24 protein-coding genes are annotated in these 25,925 nt (G+C 57.5%); 11 read left to right on the top strand and 13 right to left on the bottom strand.

Annotated features, from left to right (window positions below):
- Window positions 1-52 precede the first annotated feature (52 nt).
- From sucD to AKL27_RS27575, 5 genes are all read right to left on the bottom strand, one after another.
- The gene (gene sucD, locus AKL27_RS05395) at window positions 53-934 is read right to left on the bottom strand and encodes a succinate--CoA ligase subunit alpha (RefSeq protein ID WP_050461772.1); all 882 of its coding nucleotides are present in this window, start codon (window positions 932-934) and stop codon (window positions 53-55) included.
- A gap of 17 nt (window positions 935-951) precedes the next feature.
- On the bottom strand, window positions 952-2,118 hold the full coding sequence (gene sucC, locus AKL27_RS05400) for an ADP-forming succinate--CoA ligase subunit beta (RefSeq protein ID WP_050461773.1): 1,167 nt from the start codon (window positions 2,116-2,118) through the stop codon (window positions 952-954).
- 348 nt (window positions 2,119-2,466) lie between these two features.
- A complete protein-coding gene (gene recX, locus AKL27_RS05405; protein ID WP_050461774.1) occupies window positions 2,467-2,922 on the bottom strand; it encodes a recombination regulator RecX in 456 nt (151 codons plus the stop codon).
- A gap of 30 nt (window positions 2,923-2,952) precedes the next feature.
- Window positions 2,953-4,014 (bottom strand): recombinase RecA, encoded by a 1,062-nt coding sequence (gene recA, locus AKL27_RS05410; protein ID WP_050461775.1) that lies wholly within the window; start codon window positions 4,012-4,014, stop codon window positions 2,953-2,955.
- A gap of 103 nt (window positions 4,015-4,117) precedes the next feature.
- The gene (locus AKL27_RS27575) at window positions 4,118-4,369 is read right to left on the bottom strand and encodes a hypothetical protein (protein ID WP_157056804.1); all 252 of its coding nucleotides are present in this window, start codon (window positions 4,367-4,369) and stop codon (window positions 4,118-4,120) included.
- Between the two features lie 123 nt (window positions 4,370-4,492).
- Here AKL27_RS27575 and AKL27_RS05415 point away from each other — a divergent pair, with 123 nt between their 5' ends.
- From AKL27_RS05415 to AKL27_RS28615, 6 genes are all read left to right on the top strand, one after another.
- Window positions 4,493-6,127 carry a tetratricopeptide repeat protein gene (locus tag AKL27_RS05415; protein WP_050461776.1) on the top strand — a complete coding sequence of 545 codons (1,635 nt, stop codon included), beginning with the start codon at window positions 4,493-4,495 and terminating at the stop codon, window positions 6,125-6,127.
- A 2-nt stretch (window positions 6,128-6,129) separates the two neighbouring features.
- Window positions 6,130-6,735, top strand: a complete 606-nt coding sequence (locus tag AKL27_RS05420) for a sensor histidine kinase (RefSeq protein WP_050461777.1) — start codon at window positions 6,130-6,132, stop codon at window positions 6,733-6,735.
- 129 nt (window positions 6,736-6,864) lie between these two features.
- The gene (locus AKL27_RS05425; protein WP_050461778.1) at window positions 6,865-7,845 is read left to right on the top strand and encodes an aliphatic sulfonate ABC transporter substrate-binding protein; all 981 of its coding nucleotides are present in this window, start codon (window positions 6,865-6,867) and stop codon (window positions 7,843-7,845) included.
- A gap of 5 nt (window positions 7,846-7,850) precedes the next feature.
- A complete protein-coding gene (locus AKL27_RS05430; RefSeq protein ID WP_050461779.1) occupies window positions 7,851-8,702 on the top strand; it encodes an ABC transporter permease in 852 nt (283 codons plus the stop codon).
- A gap of 68 nt (window positions 8,703-8,770) precedes the next feature.
- Window positions 8,771-9,766 carry an aliphatic sulfonate ABC transporter substrate-binding protein gene (locus AKL27_RS05435; RefSeq protein ID WP_050461780.1) on the top strand — a complete coding sequence of 332 codons (996 nt, stop codon included), beginning with the start codon at window positions 8,771-8,773 and terminating at the stop codon, window positions 9,764-9,766.
- Window positions 9,767-9,796: 30 nt separating this feature from the next.
- Window positions 9,797-9,928 carry a hypothetical protein gene (locus AKL27_RS28615; RefSeq protein WP_269749190.1) on the top strand — a complete coding sequence of 44 codons (132 nt, stop codon included), beginning with the start codon at window positions 9,797-9,799 and terminating at the stop codon, window positions 9,926-9,928.
- Between the two features lie 3 nt (window positions 9,929-9,931).
- Here AKL27_RS28615 and AKL27_RS05440 read toward each other — a convergent pair whose 3' ends face one another.
- The 3 genes from AKL27_RS05440 to AKL27_RS05450 form a co-directional block, all read right to left on the bottom strand.
- Window positions 9,932-10,354, bottom strand: coding sequence for an OsmC family protein (locus tag AKL27_RS05440; protein WP_050461781.1), 423 nt, complete (start codon window positions 10,352-10,354; stop codon window positions 9,932-9,934).
- Window positions 10,355-10,533: 179 nt separating this feature from the next.
- The gene (locus tag AKL27_RS05445) at window positions 10,534-11,454 is read right to left on the bottom strand and encodes a Tim44 domain-containing protein (RefSeq protein ID WP_050461782.1); all 921 of its coding nucleotides are present in this window, start codon (window positions 11,452-11,454) and stop codon (window positions 10,534-10,536) included.
- Between the two features lie 134 nt (window positions 11,455-11,588).
- Complete coding sequence (locus AKL27_RS05450; protein WP_050461783.1) at window positions 11,589-12,023, bottom strand: hypothetical protein; 435 nt, start codon at window positions 12,021-12,023, stop codon at window positions 11,589-11,591.
- Window positions 12,024-12,244: 221 nt separating this feature from the next.
- Here AKL27_RS05450 and AKL27_RS05455 point away from each other — a divergent pair, with 221 nt between their 5' ends.
- Genes AKL27_RS05455 through AKL27_RS05470 form a run of 4 tightly spaced genes read left to right on the top strand, consistent with a single transcriptional unit; the run spans window position 12,245 to window position 16,847 of the window.
- On the top strand, window positions 12,245-12,949 hold the full coding sequence (locus tag AKL27_RS05455) for a response regulator (RefSeq protein ID WP_050461784.1): 705 nt from the start codon (window positions 12,245-12,247) through the stop codon (window positions 12,947-12,949).
- 32 nt (window positions 12,950-12,981) lie between these two features.
- The gene (locus AKL27_RS05460; RefSeq protein WP_050461785.1) at window positions 12,982-14,532 is read left to right on the top strand and encodes a sensor histidine kinase; all 1,551 of its coding nucleotides are present in this window, start codon (window positions 12,982-12,984) and stop codon (window positions 14,530-14,532) included.
- 1 nt (window position 14,533) lies between these two features.
- Window positions 14,534-14,815, top strand: coding sequence for a DUF4212 domain-containing protein (locus AKL27_RS05465; protein WP_050461786.1), 282 nt, complete (start codon window positions 14,534-14,536; stop codon window positions 14,813-14,815).
- Window positions 14,805-16,847, top strand: a complete 2,043-nt coding sequence (locus AKL27_RS05470; RefSeq protein ID WP_050461787.1) for a sodium:solute symporter family protein — start codon at window positions 14,805-14,807, stop codon at window positions 16,845-16,847. Before AKL27_RS05465 ends, AKL27_RS05470 begins: the two co-directional genes overlap by 11 nt.
- Window positions 16,848-16,857: 10 nt before the next feature.
- Here the strand turns inward: AKL27_RS05470 and AKL27_RS05475 are convergent, their stop codons facing one another.
- Both AKL27_RS05475 and AKL27_RS27580 read right to left on the bottom strand, forming a co-directional pair.
- Complete coding sequence (locus AKL27_RS05475) at window positions 16,858-17,922, bottom strand: fimbrial protein (RefSeq protein WP_083438884.1); 1,065 nt, start codon at window positions 17,920-17,922, stop codon at window positions 16,858-16,860.
- A gap of 12 nt (window positions 17,923-17,934) precedes the next feature.
- Window positions 17,935-18,123: a hypothetical protein gene (locus AKL27_RS27580; protein ID WP_157056805.1), complete on the bottom strand. Its 189-nt coding sequence runs from the start codon at window positions 18,121-18,123 to the stop codon at window positions 17,935-17,937.
- 193 nt (window positions 18,124-18,316) lie between these two features.
- Between AKL27_RS27580 and AKL27_RS05480 the strand changes: the two genes are divergently transcribed.
- Window positions 18,317-18,988, top strand: a complete 672-nt coding sequence (locus AKL27_RS05480) for a heavy metal response regulator transcription factor (protein ID WP_050461789.1) — start codon at window positions 18,317-18,319, stop codon at window positions 18,986-18,988.
- A gap of 7 nt (window positions 18,989-18,995) precedes the next feature.
- On the opposite strand, the gene AKL27_RS05485 is transcribed toward AKL27_RS05480, so the two are convergent.
- From AKL27_RS05485 to AKL27_RS05495, 3 genes are read right to left on the bottom strand one after another with little or no spacing between them, the layout of a single operon-like run.
- Window positions 18,996-19,934 (bottom strand): transglutaminase family protein, encoded by a 939-nt coding sequence (locus tag AKL27_RS05485; protein WP_050461790.1) that lies wholly within the window; start codon window positions 19,932-19,934, stop codon window positions 18,996-18,998.
- Window positions 19,931-22,432 carry a circularly permuted type 2 ATP-grasp protein gene (locus AKL27_RS05490; RefSeq protein WP_050461791.1) on the bottom strand — a complete coding sequence of 834 codons (2,502 nt, stop codon included), beginning with the start codon at window positions 22,430-22,432 and terminating at the stop codon, window positions 19,931-19,933. Before AKL27_RS05490 ends, AKL27_RS05485 begins: the two co-directional genes overlap by 4 nt.
- A gap of 56 nt (window positions 22,433-22,488) precedes the next feature.
- Entirely contained in the window at window positions 22,489-25,887 is a 3,399-nt protein-coding gene (locus AKL27_RS05495; RefSeq protein WP_050461792.1) for a transglutaminase family protein, read from the bottom strand.
- Window positions 25,888-25,925: the final 38 nt, after the last annotated feature.

A 25,925-nucleotide genomic window follows, 5' to 3' on the forward strand; every position in this document is an offset into this window, starting at 1 on the left:
TGATACAGCCGGTGTCACCAAGTTCCGGGACACCAGGCCATATGCATACCGATTACAGTACCGATTTCAGCAGACGGCCCATTTCGGATGGATTGCGTGTGACCTTGATGCCGCACGCTTCCATGATTGCCAGCTTGGCTTCAGCAGTATCGGCACCACCGGAGATCAGCGCGCCGGCATGGCCCATGCGCTTGCCCGGAGGCGCAGTCACACCGGCGATAAAGCCGACTACCGGCTTCTTCATGTTGTCCTTGATCCAGTACGAAGCGTTGGCTTCGTCAGGACCACCGATTTCACCAATCATGATGACAGCGTCGGTATCAGGATCATCATTGAAAGCCTTCATGATGTCGATGTGCTTCAGACCGTTGATCGGATCACCACCGATACCGACCGCCGACGATTGACCCAGACCCAGTGCAGTCAATTGACCAACGGCTTCGTAAGTCAATGTACCCGAACGGGAAACCACGCCGATGCGGCCCTTTTTGTGGATGTGACCTGGCATGATGCCGATCTTGATTTCGTCCGGTGTGATCAGACCTGGGCAGTTTGGTCCGAGCAACAATGTCTTGCTGCCGGATTTTGCCATGCGGTCCTTCAAGGCCAGCATGTCACGTACAGGAATGCCTTCGGTGATGCAGATGGCCAGATCGAGTTCGGCTTCGACAGCTTCCCAGATCGCAGCGGCAGCACCGGCTGGCGGCACGTAAATCACCGACACATTGGCGCCGGTCTTGGCCTTGGCTTCAGCAACGTTGGCAAAAATCGGAATGCCTTCGAAATCTTCGCCGGCTTTTTTCGGGTTTACACCAGCGACAAAAGCATTTTTTCCGTTTGCATATTCACGGCACATGCGTGTGTGAAATTGACCGGTCTTGCCAGTGATGCCTTGGGTAACAACTTTTGTATCTTTATTGATCAGGATCGACATATCTGTTCCTTGTCCTATTATTTACCGTTAGCTGCAGCAACAACCTTCTGCGCAGCTTCTTCCATGCTGTCAGCCGAAATGATCGGCAAACCTGAGTCGGCCAGCAATTTCTTGCCGATCTCTTCGTTGGTACCCTTCATGCGCACGACCAGCGGCACTTTGAGGGAAACGGCTTTGGACGCAGCGATCACGCCTTCGGCAATCACGTCACAGCGCATGATGCCGCCGAAGATGTTGACCAGAATGGCTTTCAGCTCAGGATTCTTGAGCATGATCTTGAATGCTTCAGTCACTTTTTCCGTAGTCGCGCCACCGCCGACGTCGAGGAAGTTGGCGGGTTCGCCGCCGAACAGCTTGATGGTGTCCATCGTGGCCATGGCCAGACCGGCACCATTGACCAGACAGCCGATATTGCCGTCGAGCGAAATGTAAGCCAGATCGAACTTGGAGGCTTCAACTTCGGCCGGATCTTCTTCGTCCAGATCGCGGTAAGCAACGATTTCCGGATGACGGAACAAGGCGTTGGAGTCAAAATTGAACTTGGCGTCCAGAGCGATGACCTTGCCTTCGCCGGTCAGGATCAGCGGGTTGATTTCTGCCAGGGAGGCATCGGTTTCCCAGTAGGCCTTGTACAGACCTTGCAATTGCTTACGGGCATCAACCACGGAAGCGGCAGGAACGCCGATCTTGGTTGCAATGTTGTCAGCATCAGCGTCGGTCAGGCCGGTTTCCGGATCGATAGCGATCTGGTGGATCAGTTCCGGATGCGATTCGGCAACTTCTTCAATGTCCATGCCGCCTTCGCTCGATGCCATCAGCACCACGCGCTGGCTGACGCGATCGGTCACCATGCTGACGTACAGTTCTTTCTTGATGTCAGCGCCTTCTTCGATCAGCAGGCGACGCACTTTCTGGCCTTCAGGACCAGTCTGATGCGTGATCAGTTGCATGCCGAGGATCTGGCTGGCGTATTCCTTGACTTGCTCCAGCGACTTGGCAACCTTGACGCCACCGCCCTTGCCGCGGCCACCCGCGTGAATTTGCGCCTTCACGACCCAAACCTTGCCGCCCAGTGTTTCGGCTGCTTTCACAGCTTCGTCGACGGACAGACATGGAATGCCGCGTGGAACGGTCACACCGAATTGGCGGAGGATTTCTTTGCCCTGATACTCATGGATTTTCATGGGAGCTTCCCTTTAGACACTTATTGAATGAAACTTGCTGGTTTGAAATTCGGCTGGCGCTGGAACATGCCGCGCGCGAATGGAGACAAGATCCCGCACGCCCTCGCGCCACCGGAATGTGGATAGGCATGGAGCAGGATTGCTTGTTGTAGGCTGTGATGTGGGCATAAACAATGCCATTTGATCAACATTAGTCGTTGTCGCATTGCGTGTCGTTATCGCAGAGATTGCAATAACAGCCGCTAATGCGGCGCAGCAAAAACCACGAAAGTGTAGCACAGCTGGGCTTGCCTAAACAGTCCGGCATGCGCCGTCTGTCCTTTTCCGCATTATTCTCACGCAGCGAGACTAGACGCCCTCTTCGTCATCCCATGCCGATTTCATCGCAACTTCGATGGAGCGAGGAGAAAATCCGCGCTGTTGCAGAAAGCGCATGCATTTGGCGCGCAGTACAGGGTCCGCCGGTTTTTCAGAAAATTTTCGGCGCAATACTTCTCTGGCGCGTTCCAGCTCGCCGTCTAGCAAGCCCTGCCGGACATCGCTGTCTGCTGCAATGCCATGACTTTTGAGTTCGTACAGAATGCGATTATTGCCAAAACGCCCGGCACGACGATTCACCAGCGATTCGGAAAAACGTTCTTCGGAGAGAAATTTGGACGCTTGCAGCCAGTCGAGTAAAGCCTCGATGTCATCGCCTTCTTGCGCGTAAGCGACCAGCTTACGCGCAAGTTCGAGGCGACTATGCTCACGTGAAGAGAGATATCTGAGCGCCCGCGTCTTCAAGCTGATTTGCGGTCTAGCCATGATGGACGCAAGCTGAGTCGGTCAGTGAAATCAGGAGGCCTTGGCAGCGGGTTCTGCTAAAGGTGTTGTACCGCCCAATTCCGGCACGCCCAGTGAAGCGCGTACCTTGTTTTCAATTTCGCGCGCCAGTTCCGGACGTTCCTTCAGATAATTACGTGCATTATCCTTGCCCTGACCAATACGCTCGCCGTTGTAGCTATACCAGGCGCCGGACTTCTCGACGATCTTGGCATCCGAACCGAGGTCCAGAATTTCGCCTTCGCGTGATGTGCCTTCGCCATAAAGAATATCGAAATGCGCTTCGCGGAATGGCGGCGCCACTTTATTCTTCACGACCTTGACCTTGGTTTCGCTGCCGATGACTTCATCGCCGGACTTGATCGAGCCGGTGCGGCGGATATCGAGACGAACCGAAGCGTAGAACTTGAGTGCATTACCGCCGGTCGTGGTTTCGGGATTGCCGAACATGACGCCGATCTTCATCCGGATCTGGTTGATGAAGATCACGGTCGTATTGGTGCGGTTGATGCTGCCGGTCAGTTTGCGCAAGGCTTGCGACATCAGACGTGCCTGCAGGCCCGGCAACGAATCGCCCATGTCGCCTTCGATTTCAGCCCGCGGCGTCAGTGCCGCCACCGAGTCGATCACGATCAGGTCAACGCCGCCCGAACGTACCAGCGCATCCGTGATTTCAAGTGCCTGTTCGCCGGTATCCGGTTGGGAGATCAGCAAATCCGGCAGATTGACGCCCAGCTTCTGCGCATATGTCACGTCCAGAGCATGTTCGGCATCGATGAACGCGCAGGTGCCGCCGAGTTTTTGCATTTCAGCAATGGCCTGCAGCGTCAGCGTGGTTTTACCCGATGATTCCGGACCGTAAATTTCAATCACGCGACCGCGTGGCAAACCGCCGACGCCCAGCGCAATGTCGAGTCCCAGCGAGCCAGTGGAAACCACCTGAATCTCTTCCACGACGGCGCCATCTTCCATGCGCATCACGGAACCCTTGCCGAACTGCTTCTCGATCTGCGCTAGCGCAGCGGCAAGCGCTTTACCCTTTTCAGAGTTGTTGGCGGATTTTTTATCGTCCATAGAAATTTTCTTTCAGCAAAGGAAATAGGAAATAAGCATGCACCGACTTTATTGACAAACAGGCAATAGCGACGGCATTCACGCTGATCCGGCAAATGCAAATTCAATAAACAGCACTGTATAAAAGAACAGTTGTTTTGGCAAGCTCTTTTCGCGAGCGATGCAAAAAAACCGCACGCCTCCCGGCAAAGGCTTCAAAGCGGGATTTTACCGCCCGGGTTGCAAATTGCCGCGGATAGTCTGTTAGTATCCCGCCGATTATAGCCAGCCATTGCAATGCGCTCCGGCGTGGATCTTGCATGCGTTTTGGCTGCAATAGCAGCAACTGACCGATGGCATTGTCTTTTTCGTCCAAAGCAGGCTATCGTTTCGCTCTTTCAGTAACATCGTATTTTTACGAGTAGCAGACTATCTGGTATAAGTTTGTCATTTCGTTTCCGCCCGGCAAACATTCGGTTTTCGCGTTCCTTATTTTTTTATGACTCTAGTTCCATTCAGTCGCATCAGCAACCTGCGTTCCCTGATCATTGATGACATGCCTTCCATGCGGCAAAACATTCGCATGCACCTTGGGCAGCTCGGCATCACCAAAGTTGATCAGGCCGCCACGCCCGACGAAGCGATTCGCTTCGTGCAGGCCGCCAGCCATGATCTCATCATCTGCGACTACAATCTGAACAAGGAAACCAACGGCCAGCAGCTGCTGGAATTTTTCCGTGCGCAACGGATGCTGTCGCCGACCACCATGTTCATCATGGTCACCGCCGAAAGCGGTTACAACCTGGTTGCCAGCGCTGCCGAATTTCAGCCCGATGCATATATGCTCAAGCCGCTGACGGCGAGCAAGATTGCCGAACGCATCGAGCGCCTGCTGGAAAAGCAGAACGCCCTGCTGCCCATCAATGAGAAGCTCAAACGCAAGGATGTCGCCGGCGCCATCAGCGAATGCGACAACGTCCTCAAAAACTCGCCCAAGTGGATCGTCGATGTCCTCAAGACCAAGGGCAATCTGCTGCTGGAGCTGCGCCGGGTTGACGAAGCCCGCGCCGTGTATGCGCAGGCATTGGAGTTGCGGGACGATCTGGTGTGGGCCAAGGTTGGACTGGCACGTTGCAACATCATCGCCGGCCAGCTTGATGAGGCCAAGGAAATCATTCAGGGCGTGCTGCTCAAAAATACGCAATATATTGAAGCCTATGATTTGCTGGCGCAGATTGAAGAAGCACAAGGCAACGAAAGCGAAGCATTGGATGCGCTGTCGCGTTCATCCGAAATCATTCCGTCGGCACGACGCAGCCGTTTGGTGGGCGATGCCGCCTATCGGATCGGCAATCTGGAACAAGCCAAGGAAGCGTTCGACAAAGTCATCAGCCACACCAAGGGCTCACTGACCGCGCAACCGACCGATCTGCTGTCACTGGCCCAGGTGCACGTCGATACCGGCGACGCCGAAGAGGCATTGAAATTGTTGTCGAACGCACCCAAGCGTTACGCTGATTCCAAACTGTTCCTGTCCACCCAATCGGCGGTAGCGGCGCAAGCCCACGTCAAACTTGGCAATCTGGACGCTGCTGCTGCCGCGTTTGCCGTCGCCGCCCAGCACAATGCGGGCGAAGCCGGTTCCGAGCTGACCTCGCTGGCGCTGGCCAAAGCCGCGTTTGCCGTCGGCAAGGACGAAGAAGGTGCGCGACTGATTGCACAGGCGGTCAAGTCCGATCATGAAAACAAGACGCTGATTACACTGGCACGCAAGGTATTGACCGAGAGCGGCAAGGAAGCCATGGCCGATGAGCTGATCGATGGCGCCGTCAAACAGTGCATGTCCATCATCACCGAAGCCAATGCCTTGATGCGCAGCGCCAAACCGGATGAGTCGCTGGCCAAACTCGAAGAAGCGCTGCACAGCATGCCGGAAAACACCGGCGTATTGCTGGCCGCGGCGCAGTTGCATTTGCTGTGGATGAGCCAGCGCGGTATCAATCTCGATTACGTCAAGCGCGTCAATCGTTATCTCACCACCCTGGACCGGCTGATTCCGGGCAACGACCGTGTCGGCAAGATGCATCGCTTTCTGCGCGAAACACTGGCGAAAGCTGCTGCAAAAAAGGCCTGACCATGGATACCAAGCTCGCCGCCATCATCGTGCATGACATCAAGAATTCACTCGGTGTTCTGGAGGGTGAGCTGCGCGCATTGACCATGGAATCCGACAGCAAGCGGGCGGCGCTGGCCCATCTGACTTGTCTCGGCCTGCAAGAGAAACTGATCGGCTTTCTGACGTTGTACAAAGCGTCTTCGCAGGGGTTGATCGCACAAATTGAAGCGATCTCGCCGGAAGATTTTTTCAATTCACTGTTGCGCCACCTGACCGTCGGCAAGGCATCGCTGGAAGTCAGCATCAATCGTACCGACCTGCCGGTGATTGCTTTTTTCGATGAAAATCTGGTCGGACTGGCACTCGAAGCGGCGTTGCAAAATGCCACCCGCTTCGCACGCCGTCGCATCGAACTGGGGTGCAAGGCCCATGCCGGCGGCATCATCATGACCATCCGCGACGATGGTCCCGGCATCGGCACCCAAGAAGAAAAGCCGTCGACCGGTCTCGGCATGGAACTGTGCCAGGCCATCGCAGCAGCGCATACCAAGGGTGAGCAGCGCGGCAGCGCAACGCTGGAGAATCACCCCGACGGCGGCGCCCAGTTCACGCTCTGGCTGCCCTGACCACACTGGCCGCACTTCCTCGCGGCATACGCCAAACGCATAAGCATGCGCGAAAATAGTCGTTTTTGAAATCCGCCTTCCTCCGTACAGTCCTTCTTTTGAATCATTCATTCAATCTGACAGGACATCATGGAACGTCGCCATTTTCTTCGTCTGACCGCCGCCGGCGCCGCCGCGCTCTCACTGCCGCTGAGCGCGCGTGCCGCCGAGCCTGCCAAAGTCATCCGCATCGACTACGCCTCCTATTCGCCGCCAAGTCTGGTACTGAAGAAATTCGGCTGGCTCGAAGAGGATGTCAAAGCCAACGGCACCAGCGTCAAATGGGTGTTGAGTCAGGGCAGCAACCGCGCGCTGGAATATCTGAACAGCGACAGCGTCGACTTCGGCAGTACGGCCGGACTGGCGGCATTGCTGGCACGCGCCAATGGCAATCCGGCCAAGGCGGTCTACATTTATTCGCGTCCCGAGTGGACTGCGCTGGCGGTGCCAAAAGATTCGCCCATCAAATCCGTCAAGGAACTCAAGGGCAAGAAAATCGCCGCCACCAAAGGCACCGATCCTTACCTGTTCCTGTTGCGCGCATTGCACGAAAACGGCTTGAGCAAAAGTGATGTCGAGATCCTGCATCTGCAACATCCGGACGGCCGCGCCGCGCTGGAACAAAAACGTGTCGATGCCTGGGTCGGCCTTGATCCGCATTTGGCCGCCAGTGAATTGGAAGCAGGCTCCAGGCTGATTTATCGCAACGTCAATTTCAATACCTACGGCTTCCTCAATACCAGCGACAATTTTGCCGCCAAACATCCGGATGACGTCAAACGCGTGATCCGTGCTTATGAAAAAGCCCGGGCCTGGATCATCGCCAATCCTGACCAGACTGCCAAACTGATCGCCGAAGAAGCGCGGTTGTCGCTGCCCGTGGCGCAACTGCAACTCAAGCGCAACGACTTCTCCAACCCGCTGATCGGCAAGGAACACAGCGATGCCCTGCGTGCTGCGGCACCGATTCTGATCGAAGAGGAATTGGTCAAACCCGGCACCGATCTGTCGCGCACCATCGCCGCGCTGATTGATCCCGGTTTTGCGCAAAGCGTCATTGGCCGGGCCTGATCGTCATGCTGCAACAGGCTCCTTCATTGCTGCCGCTGAGTGCCGATACGGAACTGGCGGCGGCCAGCGGTCCGCAACCGGCAGCGCGACGCTGGCAATGGCGCTGGCCCATCGGCGCACTGCTGCCGGTGCTGGTGCTGCTGGCACTGGAGGCGGCCGCCAGACTAGAACTGATTCCGTCACGTCTGTTTCCGCCGCCCAGTGAAGTCGCCAACACTATTCTGGCGCTGGCCTCACGTGACCTGTTCAGTCATATCGCCATCAGCACCTTGCGGGTTGCGACCGGCTTCGCCATCGGCACCTTGCTGGCCATCGGCCTTGGCACGCTGACCGGCATGAATCGTCGCGCCGAAGCCTTGCTCGATCCATCATTTCAAGCACTGCGCGCGATTCCGAGTCTGGCGTGGATCCCCTTGTTGTTGCTCTGGCTCGGCATCGACGAGACACCGAAGATCGTCTTGATCGCCATCGGTGCGTTCTTTCCGGTTTATATCAATCTGGTGGCCGGCATTCACAATGTCGACCGCAAACTGATCGAAGTCGGCACCATCCATGGCTTGCCGACACGCCAACTGGTGCGCCGCATTCTGCTGCCGGCGGCGTTGCCGCATTTGTTCACCGGTTTGCGTACTGGCCTCAGTCTGGCCTGGATGTTTCTGGTCGCAGCCGAATTGATTGCGGCTACCAAAGGCGTCGGTTATCTGTTGTCGGATGGTCGTGAAAGCAGTCGCCCCGATATCGTGCTGGCGGCGATCCTGATTCTGGCAACGCTGGGGAAATTATCCGACAGCGTGCTCAAGCGCCTGGAATCCCGCAAGCTGGCATGGCGCGACGTGCTGGCTTCGGAACCACGTTAGCCGCGACCCTTTTCCACCGCGCGATTCCCTTCCCTCCACCTCATTTGACTGGCAATTCAGGCACGCTCATGAAAAAAAATCTTATCGGCAATCTGCAACGGCGACGCCTGCTCGCGGCACTCTCAACGCTGGCCGTCACCGGCTTGCCGGGCTATGCCGCCGCCAGCCCCAACCTGCCGGCCGGCAATCGTACGGTGCGCATCGGTTATCAGAAATCATCGACTTTGCTGACCATCATCAAGAGCAATGGCAGCCTCGAAAAGCTGCTGGCGCCGGCCGGCGTAAAAATCAGTTGGCATGAGTTTTCCAGCGGCCTGCCGCTGTTGGAAGCATTGAATGTGGGTGGCGTCGATCTCAGTGCCGATGTCGCCGATACGGTGCCGGTATTCGCGCAAGCGGCCGGAGCCCGGCTCACCTATGTCGCGCAGGAAGCGCCATCGCCATCAGCACAAGCCATCGTGGTGCGCGCCGATTCTCCGATTCAATCGGTGGCCGATCTCAAGCGCAAGAAAATCGCCGTCACCAAAGCTGCCGGGGTTCACTATTTGTTGATCGCGGCACTGGAAAAGGCCGGCCTCAAATTTTCCGATATCGACCCGGCGTATTTGTCGCCGGCAGATGGCCGCGCCGCCTTCGAACGTGGCAGCGTTGATGCCTGGGTAACCTGGGATCCGTTTCTGGCCGGCGTGCAACGACAATCATCGGTACGGATTCTGGCCGATGGCAAGCAAGTCGCCGATTATCAGCGTTACTACCTGGCATCGACACCGTTCGCCGAAGCCAACCCGGATGTGCTTGCTACCTTGTTTGAAGAATTGAAAAAGACCGGAAGCTGGGTCCGGCAATCGCCCAAAGAGGCGGCGGCCTTCCTGGCACCGTTGTGGGGATTGGATGCCGCCACGATTGAGCTGGCCAACAGCCGGCGCAGCTACGAGGTGCGTGCGGTAGTCGTCAATGCATTGGGCGAACAGCAACGTATTGCCGACGCTTTCTTTGCTGCCGGCCTGTTGCCGAAGAAGGTCAACGCCACCGATGTCGCGATCTGGAAACCGGCGAAAGCCTGATTCCCGCTCGCGATTGCAATAGAAGTTGCGATGGACTGGTTCGACCTGCTCACCGCCGTGCTGGCGGCTGCCGTGGCCGTAATCGCCTTATATCAGGCGCTGCGCCCGTCACCACCGTTACATCGCAAAGCCGATGACAACGATGATGACGCGCACGTCTGATGGTTATACCAGCGTCGCGTTGACGCTGATGTCGGCGTTCAATACTTTGGAGACCGGGCAGCCAGACTTGGCTTTGGCGACGGCTTCATCGAATTTGGCCTGATCGGGGTTGCCAACCTTCACTTTGACCTCAAGTGCCACCGCAGTAATGGTGAATCCGTCGTCGGTCTTTTCCAGCGTCAGCACGGCGCTGGTATCGATCTGCTCAGGTGCCAGTCCGGCATGGCCGAGACGGCTCGACAAGTCCATCGAGAAACAGCCGGCATGGGCGGCGGCGATCAACTCTTCCGGGTTGGTGCCGGTGCCGCTCTCGAAGCGCGTGGCAAATGAATAAGGCGTGGTCGACAAGACGCGGCTGTCCGTGGTCAATGACCCCCTGCCGTCTTTCAGACTGCCATTCCAGATTGCTGATGCATGTCGTTTCATCGCGTCCTCCTGTAAGCAAAGACCCATGATGCGGCGTCAGGATCAGGGCGGCGATAGGACAAGCCCGGTTCATCGCGTAGGAATGCGCGAACACAGTCAACAGCACGCAGGAATTATCGTCCGACAATAGAAAAACGCCGGCAAGCCGGCGTTTTTTTCATACCATGCAATGCACTGGTTTATGACAATTGCTGAATACCTGCCAACACCCAGCCGCCCTGACCGGAAACCGGCTTGGACAGATTCCAGATTTCGTTGAACTGCACTGGCGACGAAGTCTGGTCTTCCTTGATGAAGCCAAAGAATTTGACGCTGGCCAAATGGTCATTGCCAACCGTTTCCACGCCCAGCACTTCACCGTCGAGCGACACCACGTCAGTGTGGTTGGCGGCCGCGCCGCGTTCCTGAATTTGCAACTTCAGTTCGGCAAACATTTCCGGCGAAGTGAATTCGCGGATATCGTTGACGTCGCCCTTGTCCCATGCTGCCTGCAAACGGATGAAGTAGGTTTTTGCATTGCGCAGGAAACCGGCTGCATCAAAGTCGGCAGGAATGCCATAGGCAGGTTCGGCGAAAGCCGCACCGCCACCGAAGCCGGAGCCTTGCAGCGCTGCCGGTGTCTGTGGTTGCTGTTCCAGGAAAGAACCGATCTGTGGTGTCTGCGTGGCATCTTGCGCGCCGGCATAAGCAGGACGTGCAGCGTTATCCGCCGATTTGCGACGGAACATGCGGTAGATGAACATCGCCGCGAAGCCCAGCAAGGCAACCATCAGAATCGTGCTGATCATGCTGGCCATTGCGCCACCCAGACCGAAGTGCGACAACATCGCGCCCAGGCCGAGGCCCAGCAACGCGCCGCCCAACATGCCCTTCCAGGCGCTGGCCGGCTTCGCCGCAGCGGCGCCCGGAGCAGCAGCTGGCGCTGCCGGTTTGGCGGCAGCCGCCTGATTCTGTTGCATCGGGCTTTGCGCCTGACGACTTGCACCCGACGACTGTTTGCCGAACGAGCCGCCACCACCGAGGCGCTTCGCTTCGACGCTCGTTATACCAGCCGATAGGGTCATTACTGCCACTATCAGCGCGACAAATACTTTTTTCATGCTATCTCCTGAGGAATGTGATGTGAGTGCGGTCACATCGGCCGTAAGACAATTATTGGGTACGGAACACTGGCACCGGACGGGTCTTCGGCCTGCGCTGGCAGGATTACCGTTGACCCGGATACGGCGAGTGATTAGCTGCGGATGGCACGCGCCATGGGCGGGCGTGCTGCGGGAGGCAGGAACGGAGGCTGACGCGCATCGTCATTGCATTGCACGGGAGCAAGAGTGGCAGAATCGGCAACAAAAACCAGAGCGCCATTGAGCGCCGGTTCATCACCGATTCCTGCATGTGTGGAAAAATCTTCGCTGGCGTCGTTGTAGGCAGTATCGGCGGCGTCGCCGCTGTCCTCATCGGCCACCACGCTGACAGCTTCATCCTGAGCGATCTCTTCCGCCATCAGTTGCGCCAGTTGCGTGGTCAGCACCGGTTGCGGCACCTGCAACGATGATTCCTGTACCGATTCCTGCTGCGTGTCGAACAACTCATTGACCTGAGACGTCAGCATGCCTGCAAAGACTTGCATGGGCAGCAAACAGATCAACAAGAGGGCAAACAAGCGTTTCATCAGAGGTTTCAAGCGCCAGGGCGGGAAAATTATACCAACATGTGGGCCACTAGTGACTTTATCAAGATGCCGGCATCAGGATTTTTCCTGCATGACGCAGTATAGCCCGGCAAATAAATACCACGCAGAAAAAGGCAACTTTAGTAGAATAGCCAGAAAACAATCATAAAACACCGACTACAACCGAGACACCAACAGCGCCGCGCGGCGCCGACCATATCATGCGTATTCTCCTTGCTGAAGATGACAGTGTGTTGGCGGACGGCTTGACACGCTCGCTGCGCCACTCCGGTTATGCCGCCGATTGCGTCAAGAATGGCGTGGAAGCCGATTCTGCGCTGTCGACCCAGGATTTCGATTTGCTGATTCTCGATCTCGGCCTGCCCAAGATGTCCGGGCTGGAAGTGCTGCGACGCTTGCGTGCACGCAACTCGCGACTGCCGGTACTGATTCTGACCGCCGCCGATTCGATTGAGCAACGCGTGCAAGGCCTCGACCTTGGCGCCGATGACTATATGGCCAAGCCATTCGCCTTGTCCGAGCTGGAAGCCCGGGTACGGGCGCTGACCCGGCGCGGCGCCGGCGGCGGACCAACAGTGATCCGGCACGGCCCGCTGAGCTACGATCAGGTCGGCCGCATTGCCTATATCGGCGAACAGATGCTGGACTTGTCGGCACGTGAACTGGGCTTGCTCGAAGTATTGTTGCAACGTACCGGCCGCCTGGTGTCGAAAGAACAATTGGTGGATCATTTGTGCGAATGGGGCGAGGAAGTCAGCAATAATGCGATTGAAGTCTATGTCCATCGTCTGCGCAAGAAAATCGAAGTCGGCGGCGTGCGCATCGCGACCGTACGCGGCCTTGGCTATTGCCTCGAAAAACTGCCGGAATCTGCCTCCAGTGCCAGCATTGCCGGCGCTGCCTGATATCAAGCCAGCCCACGGCCCGGGTGCGCATCATGCGTGAAACCCTGCCGCCCGAAGGTATCGCCACGCCACCGCCCAAGGGCAAGCGGCGCGCCATCATTGCCACGCAACCGGAAGAGCGCATCCAGCGTTCGCTGTTCGGCGAAATTCTGGACTGGATGCTGGCGCCGCTGCTGCTGCTGTGGCCGATGAGTATCGCGATTACCTATCTGATCGCGCAATCGATTGCCAACCAGCCGTTCGACCGTGCGCTTGAAGACAGCGTCACGGTCCTGGCGCAACAGGTTTCCGAAGTGAACGGCAAAGTCGTGGCGCGCTTGCCGGTGTCGGCGCGCGATCTGTTGCGGGCCGACGATATCGACAATATCTATTTTCAGATTACCGGACCGCGCGGCGAATTCATCGAAGGCGACCGCGATATGCCGCCGCCGCAAACCGAGGATGACAAAGTGCCGCTCGGCACGGTGCAATTCCGCAATGACATTTTGCATGGCAACGACGTCCGCATTGCCTATACCCAGGTGGATCTGCGGCGCACCTCTGAGCAACGTGCCGCGCCTTCCAAAGAACCGCGACTGGCGATGGTGCAGGTCGGCGAAACCCTGGAAAAGCGCGCCCAGCTCGCCAATGAAATCATCAAGGGTGTGATCTTGCCGCAATTCGTGATCTTGCCGGTGGCGCTGGCGCTGGTATGGTTTGCGCTGTCGCGGGGGCTGTCGCCATTGTCCGAATTGCAGCAACGCATCCGCGCGCGCCGGCCGGATGATCTCAGCCCTATCGATTCCGGTCAGGTGCCGGAAGAAATTTCGCCGCTGGTGCGTTCACTCAACGACATGCTGGCGCGACTGTCGCAAACCATTGCCCTGCAAAAGCGCTTCATTGCCGATGCCGCGCATCAAATGAAAACCCCGCTGGCCGGCATGCGCATGCAATCCGAACTGGCGCTGCGGCAAACCGATCAGGCCGACATTCATCGATCACTCGAACAACTGGCCAAGAGTTCGGAATCGGCGACACGGCTGGTCAATCAATTGCTGTCGCTGGCGCGCGCAGAAAATCAGGTGTCGCAAACCGCCGCATTCGAAGCCATCGAACTCTCCGAACTGGCGCGCAACGTGGTGCAAGACTGGGTACCGATGTCGTTCACGCAGCGCATCGACCTCGGTTTTGAACAACCCGGCCATCCGATCATGACGCGCGGCAATCCGCTCATGTTGCGGGAACTGCTCAGCAATCTGCTCGACAATGCCCTGCACTACACACCGCCGCAAGGCAGCGTGACTGTCCGGGCCCGCATCGATGAAGAAGCCGGCCATGCGATTCTTGAAGTGGAAGATACCGGCCCCGGCATTGCGCCGACCGAACGGCAACATGTCTTCGAGCGCTTCTATCGCATCCTCGGCACCCACACTGCCGGCAGCGGGCTCGGACTGGCAATCGTGCGCGAGATTGCGCAACAACACGATGCCGCTGTCGATATCTTCAACAATCCGCACAGCAATGATCCGAAACTTCCCGGCAGTCTGTTCCGGGTAACCTTGCGCCTGACCCCGCGCCACACTTTCATCGATGACATAGGTTGACATGAAGCGAGCACCTTCCGCCTTGACCCTGAACGGCTATTGGAAAAAGACCCGGCGCACTACGCTGATCCTGCTTGCGGTCTGGTTTGTCACGACGTTTACGGTGGTCTTTTTCGCGCGCGAGCTCAACCATCTGCATCTGTTCGGCTGGCCGATTTCGTTTTACATGGCAGCGCAGGGCATGATGCTGATCTATCTCGCCATCGTGATTGTCTACACAATACGCATGCGCAATCTGGAACGGCGCCTGCAACTTTCAGGTGAGCAGCAACATGGAGAGTAACAAGGATTTTTTCTGGCGCCTGACTCGTTACTACTCGTGGTACACAGTCGGCTTCATCGTGTTCTTGCTGGTATTGGCGGTACTCGAACATGAGGGCATGCCGCGCGCGTGGATCGGTTATCTGTTCATGTTCGTCACGATTGCCTTGTATGCCGGCATCGGCGTCGTCAGCCGTACCTCCGACGTGCCCGAGTATTATGTGGCCGGACGCCGGGTACCGGCGCTGTTCAATGGCATGGCCACCGCCGCCGACTGGATTTCCGCCGCCACCTTCATCAGCCTTGCCGGTGGCTTGTATCTGCAAGGTTTCGACGGACTGGCTTACATCATGGGCTGGACCGGCGGTTATTGTCTGGTGGCGCTGCTGATCGCACCGTATCTGCGCAAATTCGGCCAATACACTATCCCCGATTTTCTGGCCGAACGCTATGCCGGACGTTACAGCGGCAATCTGGTACGGATTCTGGCGGTGATCGCCACCATCATCATTTCATTTACCTATGTCGTGGCGCAAATCTACGGCGTCGGCCTGATCACGTCGCGCTTTACCGGCATCGATTTTTCAATCGGCATCTTTCTGGGTCTGGCCAGCATTCTGGTGTGTTCGTTTCTCGGCGGCATGCGCGCCATCACCTGGACTCAAGTCGCGCAGTACATCATCATCCTTTTTGCTTACCTGATTCCGGTAATCTGGCTGTCGGCCAAGCACACCAGCGTGCCGGTTCCGCAGATCGCCTACGGCAGCGTGATCCCCAAATTGAATGCAATCGAAAAGAAGCTGGCGGAAGATCCCAAGGAAAAGGAAATCAGCGCCATCTTCCAGGCCCGCGCCGACGACTATGAACTCAAGCTGAAAAATCTGCCGCAATCGTGGGAGGATGGTCGCATCGATGCCCAGCACCACATCGAAGAAACCCGTCGCGACAGTCATGCCTCGCTGGCCGATATCAAGAGCGCCAGCCGCGCATTGTCGGCCTATCCGAAAAATGTCAGCGATGCCGAACGCAAGTGGACTGAAGCCAAGGCGGCCAATCTGGCGCGCGCGCAACCGCCGGTGTCACAGACTGAACCGTTTCCGGGCAAGGACCAGGAAGCCTCGGACATCAAGCGCAATAATTTCCTGGCGCTGATATTTTGTCTGATGCTGGGGACGGCCGCCCTGCCGCACATTCTGATGCGCTACTACACCACGCCGACGGTGCATGAAGCGCGCAAATCCGTATTCTGGACCTTGTTCTTCATCATGCTGATCTACATCACCGTGCCGGCGCTGGCGCTTCTGGTGAAGTACGATATTTATACCTCGCTGGTCGGCAGCAGTTTTTCCCACCTGCCGGATTGGGTCTATTACTGGGCCAATATCGACAAGAGCAATCCGCTGGTGGGCATCAGCGACCTCAACCATGACGGCATCGTGCAATTGGGCGAAATTGCGCTGGACGGCGACATCATCGTGCTGGCGACACCGGAAATTGCCGGTTTGCCGTATTTCATTTCGGGTCTGGTGGCGGCCGGTGGACTGGCGGCGGCACTCTCGACCGCAGATGGTTTGTTGCTGACCATTTCCAATGCGCTCTCGCACGATGTCTATTACAAAGTGATCGATCCGACGGCCTCGACCCAAAAACGCGTCACCATCTCCAAGTTGTTGTTACTGGTGGTGGCCTTGCTGGCGGCCTATGCCGCGTCACTGAAGCCGGGCGACATTCTGTCGATGGTGGGCGCGGCCTTTTCGCTGGCCGCCTCCACCCTGTTCCCGGCACTGGTACTCGGCATCTTCTGGAAACGCGCCAATCAGGCCGGCGCCGTGGCCGGCATCATCACCGGCTTCTTCATGTGCGTCTATTACATGGTGCATACCCATCCGGCATTCGGCGGTACCGTGGCCAATCAATGGTTCCACATCGCGCCGATTTCCGGCGGCGTGTTCGGCGTCCCCACCGGCATCGCCACCATGGTCATCGTCAGCTTGCTGACACCGCCGCCGGACGAACGCACGCTGGCACTGATTGAACATATCCGCACGCCTTGAGCGCGCGGCATCATTCGTAAAGTATGTTGATACGGAGCGAGCCTTTGACCGAGCCTGCGGTGACCGCCCCGAATTTGATCAGTGCAGCCTTCAGCGGAAAATTGACGTTGCCGCCTGAACCAGCGTAGGCGGTCAGTGGATAGAATCTGTCGAAAGTAATGGCTGTGCCGCTGGCCTCCATCACCTTGACCCCGACACCACCAGCCGAGCTGTCCTCGTCTGGTTCAAACACGCCACTGGTGTTGGAGAACCCGGAACCAGTGGTACGCGACAGACTCAGCGAGATTTTCCTGACACTTTCAGGGCAGTTGGTAAACCTCACGTTGAAATCCGTCGGTCTGGTTGATGAAAATGTCGTGGTGAACTGCGTGTGCGGATATGAACCAAGATTGACCGTCACATTCGGCACGCTACAGGTTCCGCTTCCGATATTGACTGCGTTATAGGTTACGCTGGCCGGCGATCGCAATGTATAGTCATCCTGGCCCGGACGATCGGTCGCTGTGTTGGCCTCACCCGCTCCGGTGTTCCCGAAGATTCCTGCATTGACGGTACCGCCGGCGATGTTGCCGGTTTTCACCAGCGCCAGAGAGACCCCCATGGTGAAAGTTGGATAGGCGGTACCGCCCCGGCCTGAAACAATCAGCTTTTTCTGTGGCGATGCCGGTGCCGGATAAAAAATGCCGCTGGTGGTCATATATCTGGCGATCATGCTGACGCCCTGCAGACCGGTACTGAAAGTGGGATAGGTGAGTCCTTCCACGACCACCGAAGCACTGCGATCGTTTGCCATCGTGGACCATGCTCCCAAACCCGTCCACCTGGCCGGGTCTGCATTCTGGCAGTTATAAACCACGAATGCATTGCGGGTCCATGGGGTCAGCAAAGTACCTGCCACGGCATCGCGTGGAACTGTCACGCTGGCCGGAAATTGCATTGCCAGGACAGCCGATGTGGTCGTGCAAGTGACGGCCTGTGCCATACCTGTCAACAACATCAGTACGATAGCAGCAGCGGTTTTTATAACAGTTCCCGTGCGCGCGATCCCTGCCCGAAGAAATACGTTACCGGACATTTTCCCCACCCTTTATTTATGATATTTGTCATCCCTGACAAGCGCATCAGTATAGAAAGCATGCCGGATTTTCAATATAAGAAAACTCTCAAAAAACAAACGAGTTTTATCGCGGAAAAATGTCATCAATGCTTGCTCAGCGCATGAGTCACGCAGGCAACCTCCATCAGATTTGAATCGTATTTCTTCAATCACGCTCATCAGCAGTCACTCCGATATTCGCAACATGATTTGTGCCGCTGCTTTTTTCGCATTCGTCATTCAAGGACATGAAGAAAAATCCAGAATTACGCTGAAACCGCAGCACTTTCCCTTGTCGCCAAGAACTGCCATCGGGCACCCGCAGTCTGATTCCTGAACCGACCTCTGAACAGCGACGCGCAAGCATTTCCGCATGAATATTCTGGTAATAGAAGATGATCTGAAAACCGGCAACTACCTGCGCAAAGGCTTGCGTGAATCCGGCTACAGTGTCGATCTGGCGCGACGCGGCACCGATGGCCTGAACATGATGTCGGCCCGTCAGTACAACCTGCTGATTCTCGACGTCATGTTGCCCGGTATCGATGGCTGGGAAATCATGCACATGCTGCAGGGCAAACGCAATTTCCCGGTCATTTTTCTGAGCGGGCGCGATCATGTCAATGACCGTATCCGGGGGCTGGAACTGGGCGCCGAAGACTATCTGATCAAACCGTTTTCATTCACCGAGTTGCTGTTGCGTATCCGCTCGCTGTTGCGGCGAGGGGCAACGCATGAACTCAACGTGATTCAGGTCGCCGACATGCATCTTGATTTACTGGCGCGTACGGTACGGCGCCAGCATGCCGACATCATACTGACCAACAAGGAATTTTCGCTGTTGCATCTGCTGGTCAGGCATCAGGGGGAAGCACTCTCGCGCACGCAGATTGCGTCCGAAGTATGGGACATGAATTTCGATACCGACACCAATATTGTCGATGTCGCGATCAAACGATTGCGCGCCAAAATCGATCAGCCGTTTGAGCGCAAATTCATTCATACCGTGCGCGGCATCGGTTACATGTTTTCGGTACAGCAGTAAGCCGCACTCAGCGTGCAAACGGCAGGCCCGGGTTTTCATCGGACGGTGTGACCGTCACCGCCACTTTCATGGTTTGTTCGCCGCCACCGATCAACACACCGCGCAAGGGCGAGACGTCGAGGAAGTCGCGCCCCCAGCCGAGGGTGATGTGACTGATTTCAGGAAAAATGCCATTGGTCGGATCGGCATCAATCCAATACCCGCCCAAACCGTCGGTGCCGGGACAATACACCGAGACCCAGGCATGCGAGGCATCCGCGCCGATCAGGCGTGCCTGTCCCGGCGGCGGCTGGGTCAGCAGATAACCGCTGACATAGCGTGCTGCCAGTCCCAGCGAGCGCAGGCAAGACAGCATGAAATGCGCATAGTCCTGACATACGCCGCGCTTGTTGATGAAGACTTCGGTCACCGGCGTCGATACTGTGGTTGCCAGCGGATCAAACGTGAACTCATTGAAGATACGACGCATCAGCGCGCTGACGCCATCCAGCAGCGGCAAACCGGGGGTGAAGCAATCGGCGGCATAGCGCGCGAAGTCGCGTTTGATCCTGACATGCGAAGACTCGAACAGAAAACGCGACGCTTCCAGCACATCATCCGGCAACTGACGACCGGCGCGGTAGGTCAGAATATCGGTCACCTGTTCCCACGGCAAGGTCTGCATCGGCAGTGGCCGCAGCGACAACTCGACCCATGATTCGGCGTACACCTCGAGGCTGGTGTGATCCTGATCCAGCGAAAACGCCTGCAAGGGATTGCCGAAGCTGTCATAGAGCATGCGCAGATTCTGCGGTGCAGGATCGATATTGATGGCGTGCGAAGTGCAGGTCTGCCACGGCAGCGAACGCGGCGTCAGACGCAGCATCTGATGCGACAGACGCACCGGCAGCGCGTATTGATAACTGGTTTCGTGAACAATGTGATAAACGGCATCATGCATGCTCATACCCCCTGACTGACCGGTGCCGTGAGTGGCGTGAAGAAGTGACGCGCCAGATCATCGGTCAGGGTAAAGGCCGAAGCAACTGCCTCGCGCATCAACTGTATCAGGCGCGCATTGGCCTCTTCCGGGTTGGCCGCATTGCGGGCAAAGTCTTGCAGGACAAAGCTGTTCAATTGTTCACTCAGATGTTCCGGCACGCTCATGCTCAAGGTCCCGAGTTGCAAAGCAATATCGCTGAGGTAATGGCGCAGCATGCGGAACTGGTAGGCAATGCTGTGCGGATTGCTGACATCGAACACCAGCAGGTGCAGCACCGGCAGCCATTCCGGTGTACGCCGGTAGCGCACGCGATAGGTCACGATACTGCTGGCGGCTTCCAGCAACCAGGACAAGGCCGCATTCTGGCGCTCTGCATCGAGCTGCAAGAACTGATCAAACAGATTGGCCAGATGCGCCATGCGTTCGATATGGCGCCCCACCATCAGGAATTGCCAGCCTTCATCACGCGTCATGTCATCCATGGCATGACCGGCCAGCGCCGAACATGCCTGCATCACATTGTTCAACACGTGCAAGGCAGCATTCGGATTAGGGATTTTTTCATTGAGCAGCGCCGGCATGCGATTGATCACATGCCAGTTATCGAGCGACAAATGCTCGCGCACCTGATAACCGGAATGATGCAAGTGACGCAAATGGGTGGCGATGCTGATGGTCGCTTCCGGATCGGTGACGGCAAGCTGCAGCGCCTGTTGCAGCGTGTTGATGCTGGGCTTGACCAGTTCCGCCGGCAGGATGCCGAGATTGCGGCACAACGTCGTCACGCTTTGCAGGGTGCCGCGGTTCTGACTGTCGCTGGTCGCTTGCAAGGTGGTCCGTAATATATGCGCGAGGTTGTCGGCACGTTCACCATAGCGTCCCATCCAGAACAGGTTTTCGCCGGCATGCGAGGAGATATCGACCGTGGCCTGAATCACTGCGCTGCTGTCGTCAGCCCCGGCATCCACCGGCACTACGCTGCTGCTTTCGGCATCGGCCGCCGTTTCACTGAGAATCCAGACATCCTTGCTGGTGCCGCCCTGCTGCATCGATACCACATCGCGTCGCTGACGCGGTGCAACCCGTGTCAGACCGCCCGGCATCACATGATAATTGCCATCGCCGGTAGCCACCGCAAACACCCGCAAGCTGACGGTACGATTCATCAGCCGGAATTCACCGCTGCGCGACAATACCGGCGCTTGCGACAAGCGTACCCACTCTTGCGCGACATAAGCATGCGGCTGGGTCTGCAAACTATCGATCAGACGCCGGCGTCCCTGGGCACTGAGCGTATGGCCGAATACCGGCGGCATCCGCATCGATGGAAATGCCGGCATGATCACCAGCTCTTCCAGATGGGCCAGCGTATATTCCAGCGCCGGCTTCTCGCCGCACCACCAGGAAGCAACCGCCGGCAAGGCCAGTTCTTCGCCCAGCAAACGCTGGCTGATGGCCGGTAAAAATCCATGCAATGCGGTCGACTCCATCACGCCGCTGCCCAGAGCATTGGCAATCAACACATTGCCGAGACGCGCTGCCTGGGTCAGCCCGGGAATGCCGAGTGCGGAATCGGAACGCAATTCGAGCGGATCGCAATAGTCATCATCCATGCGCCGCATGATTGCGTGCACGCGTCGCAAACCGGTCAGGGTTTTCAGGAATACCTGATCGCCGCGCACCGTCAGGTCAACGCCCTCGACCAGCGGGAAGCCCAGCGTATGGGCCAGAAAGGCGTGTTCGGAATAGGTTTCGTTGTATGGGCCGGGCGTCAGCAGCACCACCAGCGGCGGCGTACCGTCGGATGGCGCCAGCCGGGTCATGCAGGCATGCAGGCTGTGAAAATAGTTGAGCAAGGATTGCACGTGCATATCGCGCAAGGCTTCCGGCATGGCACGCGCCATCATTTGCCGGTTTTGCAAGGCATAGCCGGCGCCTGACGGCCCTTGGGTACGATCCGCAACGACCCACCAGTGACCGTCGGCCGAGCGCGCCAGATCGATTGCATACAGATGCAGATGCACGCCGCCCGGCGGCATGATATCGCGACACGGCCACAAATAACCGTGCTGGCCGAATACCAGCGCCGGCGGCAACAAGCCTTCTGCCAGCAATTGTTGCGGGCCGTACAGATCACCCAGCACCGCATTGAGCAGACGTGCGCGCTGGCTGACACCGGCCGCCAGCGACTGCCACTCATCGGCGGCCACGATCTGCGGCAGCAGATCCAGTTCCCACGGCCGATTGACGCCTTGCGGATCGGCATACACGTTGTACGTCATGCCGTCCGACGCGATGGCGTCGCGCACTTCATCGGCGCGTCGCCGCAGCATTTCCGGCGACAGACTTTCCAACTGATCGATCAGCGTGCGCCAATGCGGACGCAAGCTGCCGTCGGGAGCCAGCATCTCGTCATAACGCCCGGCTTCGGCAGGATAGCTATCCAGTAAACGCTGATACATAAGTCAGATAAGGCACGCTTGCCTGCCACTTGTCGCGCGGCAAGCAAATCCCCAAGTTAAAAGTGTCTCAAGTCTAACGTAAAAGGGAACTCAATTGAGGGCCGCATTGCAGTAACCTGCATTCGTCCGGGCGTGTGATTGAGGCGGAAATAGCGCGCCAGTCTGCGGCTTTCCGCTTCAAAGGCATTGACCGGGAAGGTTTCATAACTGCGTCCGCCCGGATGCACCACGTGATACTGGCAACCGCCCAGACTGCGGCCATTCCAGGTATCCACCAGATCGAAGGTCAGCGGCGAATCGATGCCGATGGTCGGATGCAGCGCCGATGGCGGTTGCCAGGCGCGGTAGCGAACTCCGGTGACAAATTCGCCGACGGTGCCGGTCGGTTGCAATGGCACGGCAACGCCATTGCAGGTCAGCACATAACGATCCTTGGCCATACCGCTGACTTTGACCTGCAAGCGTTCCAGCGACGAATCGACATAACGCGCAGTGCCGCCGGAAGAGCCCTCTTCGCCCAGCACGTGCCACGGCTCCAGCGCGGTGCGCAATTCCAGCGCAATGCCATTGACCGCGTAATCGCCGATCTTGGGAAAGCGGAATTCGAAATGCGGCGCAAACCATTCAGCCTGCATGGCGTAACCGGCTTGCTGCATGTCTTCAATGACATCGGTGAAATCCTGCCAGATGAAATGCGGCAGCAAAAACCGGTCATGCAATTCCGTGCCCCAGCGCACCAGTCGCGACGGCTTATACGGCGTTTTCCAGAAACGCGCGACCAATGCCCGCAACAGCAATTGCTGGGTCAGGCTCATGCGCGCATGCGGCGGCATTTCAAAGGCCCGCAATTCCAGCAGTCCGAGACGGCCGGTAGCGCTGTCGGGCGAATACAATTTGTCGATGCAGAATTCTGCGCGGTGCGTATTGCCGGTGACGTCAATCAGCAAATTGCGCAACAGCCGGTCCACCAGCCACGGCGCACAACCGCCGGCCGCCATCTGCTTTTCCATTTCAACGAATGCCAGTTCGACTTCCGCCACCGAATCATTGCGTGCTTCATCAATGCGCGGCGCTTGCGACGTCGGTCCGATAAACATGCCGGAAAACAGATAAGACAGCGCCGGATGATTATTCCAATAACTGATCAGGCTGCGCAACAGATCGGGCCGGCGCAGGAATGGCGAATCGGCAGTAGTCGCGCCGCCCATCACCATATGATTGCCGCCGCCGGTGCCGGAATGATGACCATCGAGCATGAACTTTTCGGTGGTCAGACGTGACGCCCGCGCAGCTTCGTACAGATGCGTGGTTTGCTCGACCAGATCGGCCCAGTTGGCGGCCGGCTGAATATTGACTTCGATCACGCCGGGATCGGGCGTGACGCTGAACTTGCGCACACGCGGATCATGTGGCGGCTCATAGCCTTCCAGCAGTACCGGCCGTTGCATCGCCTCGGCGGTGGCTTCAATCGCCGCCACCAGTTCGAGATAGTTTTCCAGCTTTTCCAGCGGCGGCATGAACAGGTACAACACGCCATTGCGAATTTCGGCGCACAAGGCAGTACGGGTCACGTCAGCCGCCGACTTGAATGACGCCGGCGCCGCTGCCGGCGCGATATCCGACTTCAGCGCAGCAGCAGTCACCGAAGCGCTGCCAGCGACAGGTTTGCTGACTGTGCTGTGCGCGGTGGATGGCGGTACCCGTAACAACGCCGCCGGCGTGCCAATCGTCGAACGGCCGGCAAACTGCTGGCGGATTTCGGTAGCCGCCGGCAAAGCCGGAAACTGTTGTGACGGGTCGGCCGCATACACAAACGGATAATCCGACTTGCTGACCCACGGCTGCGAATCGAGCGGCAAACGATAACCGAGCGGCGAATCGCCGGGGTAGAGGTAGCAACGTTCATCGCGCAAAAACCAGTCACCGCTTTGCCAGCCCCGGTCGTCTGCGCGACGTGCCAGCGGCAATACATGGCCGGCGGTTTTTTCCAGCCCCTGACTGAATACCCGCAACAGACGCGCGCGCTCCTGCTTGTCGTCGAGACGCGAATCGAAAGGATCGACATTGCCCGGCAGACGCCGCTCGCGCCACAGGTAATAGAACACGTCTTCATAAGCGGCGAACACATGCTTGCCATTGAGACGCAAACGTTCGGCCACGCCTTCCAGAAAACGACTGGTGATGTCTGTGCCGGCCGCGCCGGGCACCAGTTCATCGGCAATCAATTCCGGATTGAGCCAGATCGGTTCACCATCCACACGCCAGTAGCAGTTGAGCGACCAGCGCGGCAATTGCTCGCCGGGATACCATTTTCCCTGACCGAAATGTGGCAAGCCCTTGACCGCATATTTTTGCCGCATGCGGTGATACAGTTCAGCCGCCAGCGGCTTTTTGGTGTCGCCGAGCGCCGCGGTATTCCACTCTGGCTCATCCGGATGATCGAGCGCGACAAAGGTCGGTTCGCCCCCCATCGTCAGGCGCACATCTTGTGCTTTCAATGCGGCATCGATGTCGTGTCCCAGCGTTTCAATCGCGCGCCATTGTTCTTCGCTGTACGGCTTGGTCACGCGTGGCGCTTCCCAGATGCGCTGCACGCTCATCAGATGCTCGAACTCGACTTCGCACGGATCGACCATGCCGCTGACCGGCGCCGCCGATGCCGGTTCCGGCGTGCACGACAAGGGAATATGGCCTTCGCCGGCAAACAAGCCCGAGGTCGGATCCAGTCCGACCCAGCCGGCGCCGGGCAAATACACTTCGCACCAGGCATGCAGATCGGTGAAATCAGCTTCCGGTCCGGAAGGACCATCGAGTGATTTTTGGTCAGCCGTCAGTTGAATCAGATAACCCGACACGAAGCGCGCCGCCAATCCCAGATGGCGCAGCAGTTGCACCAGCAGCCAGGACGAGTCGCGACATGAACCGGAACCCAGTTGCAGCGTCTGTTCCGGTGTTTGTACACCGGGCTCCATGCGAATCGTGTAATCGATGTGATCGGCCAGTTGCTGGTTCAATGCCACCAGGAAATTGGCGCTGCCGGTTTTTTCGTTGGGGACGTTTTCCAGAAACTTCCTGAACAGCGGCGTCAGCGGCAAGGTCTTGCGATACGGCGCCAGTTCGTTATGCAATTCATCGGCATATTCGAACGGAATCTGTTCCGCATACGGTTCAAGGAAAAAATCGAAAGGATTGATCACCGACATCTCGGCGACCAGATCGACCTCGATCCGGAATTCCCGCGTCTTTTCGGGAAACACCAGACGGGCCATGTAGTTGGCTTCGGGATCTTGCTGCCAATTGATGAAGTGGGGCTGCGGCAACACCCGCAGCGAGTAACTCAGAATCCGGGTCCGGCAATGCGGTGCGGGACGCAGGCGAATGATTTGCGGCCCGATATTGATTGGACGATCATAGCGGTACGACGTGACATGGTTCAGCGCCACATGAATTGACATGAAGATCCTTTGCTGCAAACAGGTTAAATGGATAACGC

This window comes from Herbaspirillum autotrophicum (assembly GCF_001189915.1).
Taxonomy (GTDB): domain Bacteria; phylum Pseudomonadota; class Gammaproteobacteria; order Burkholderiales; family Burkholderiaceae_D; genus Herbaspirillum; species Herbaspirillum autotrophicum.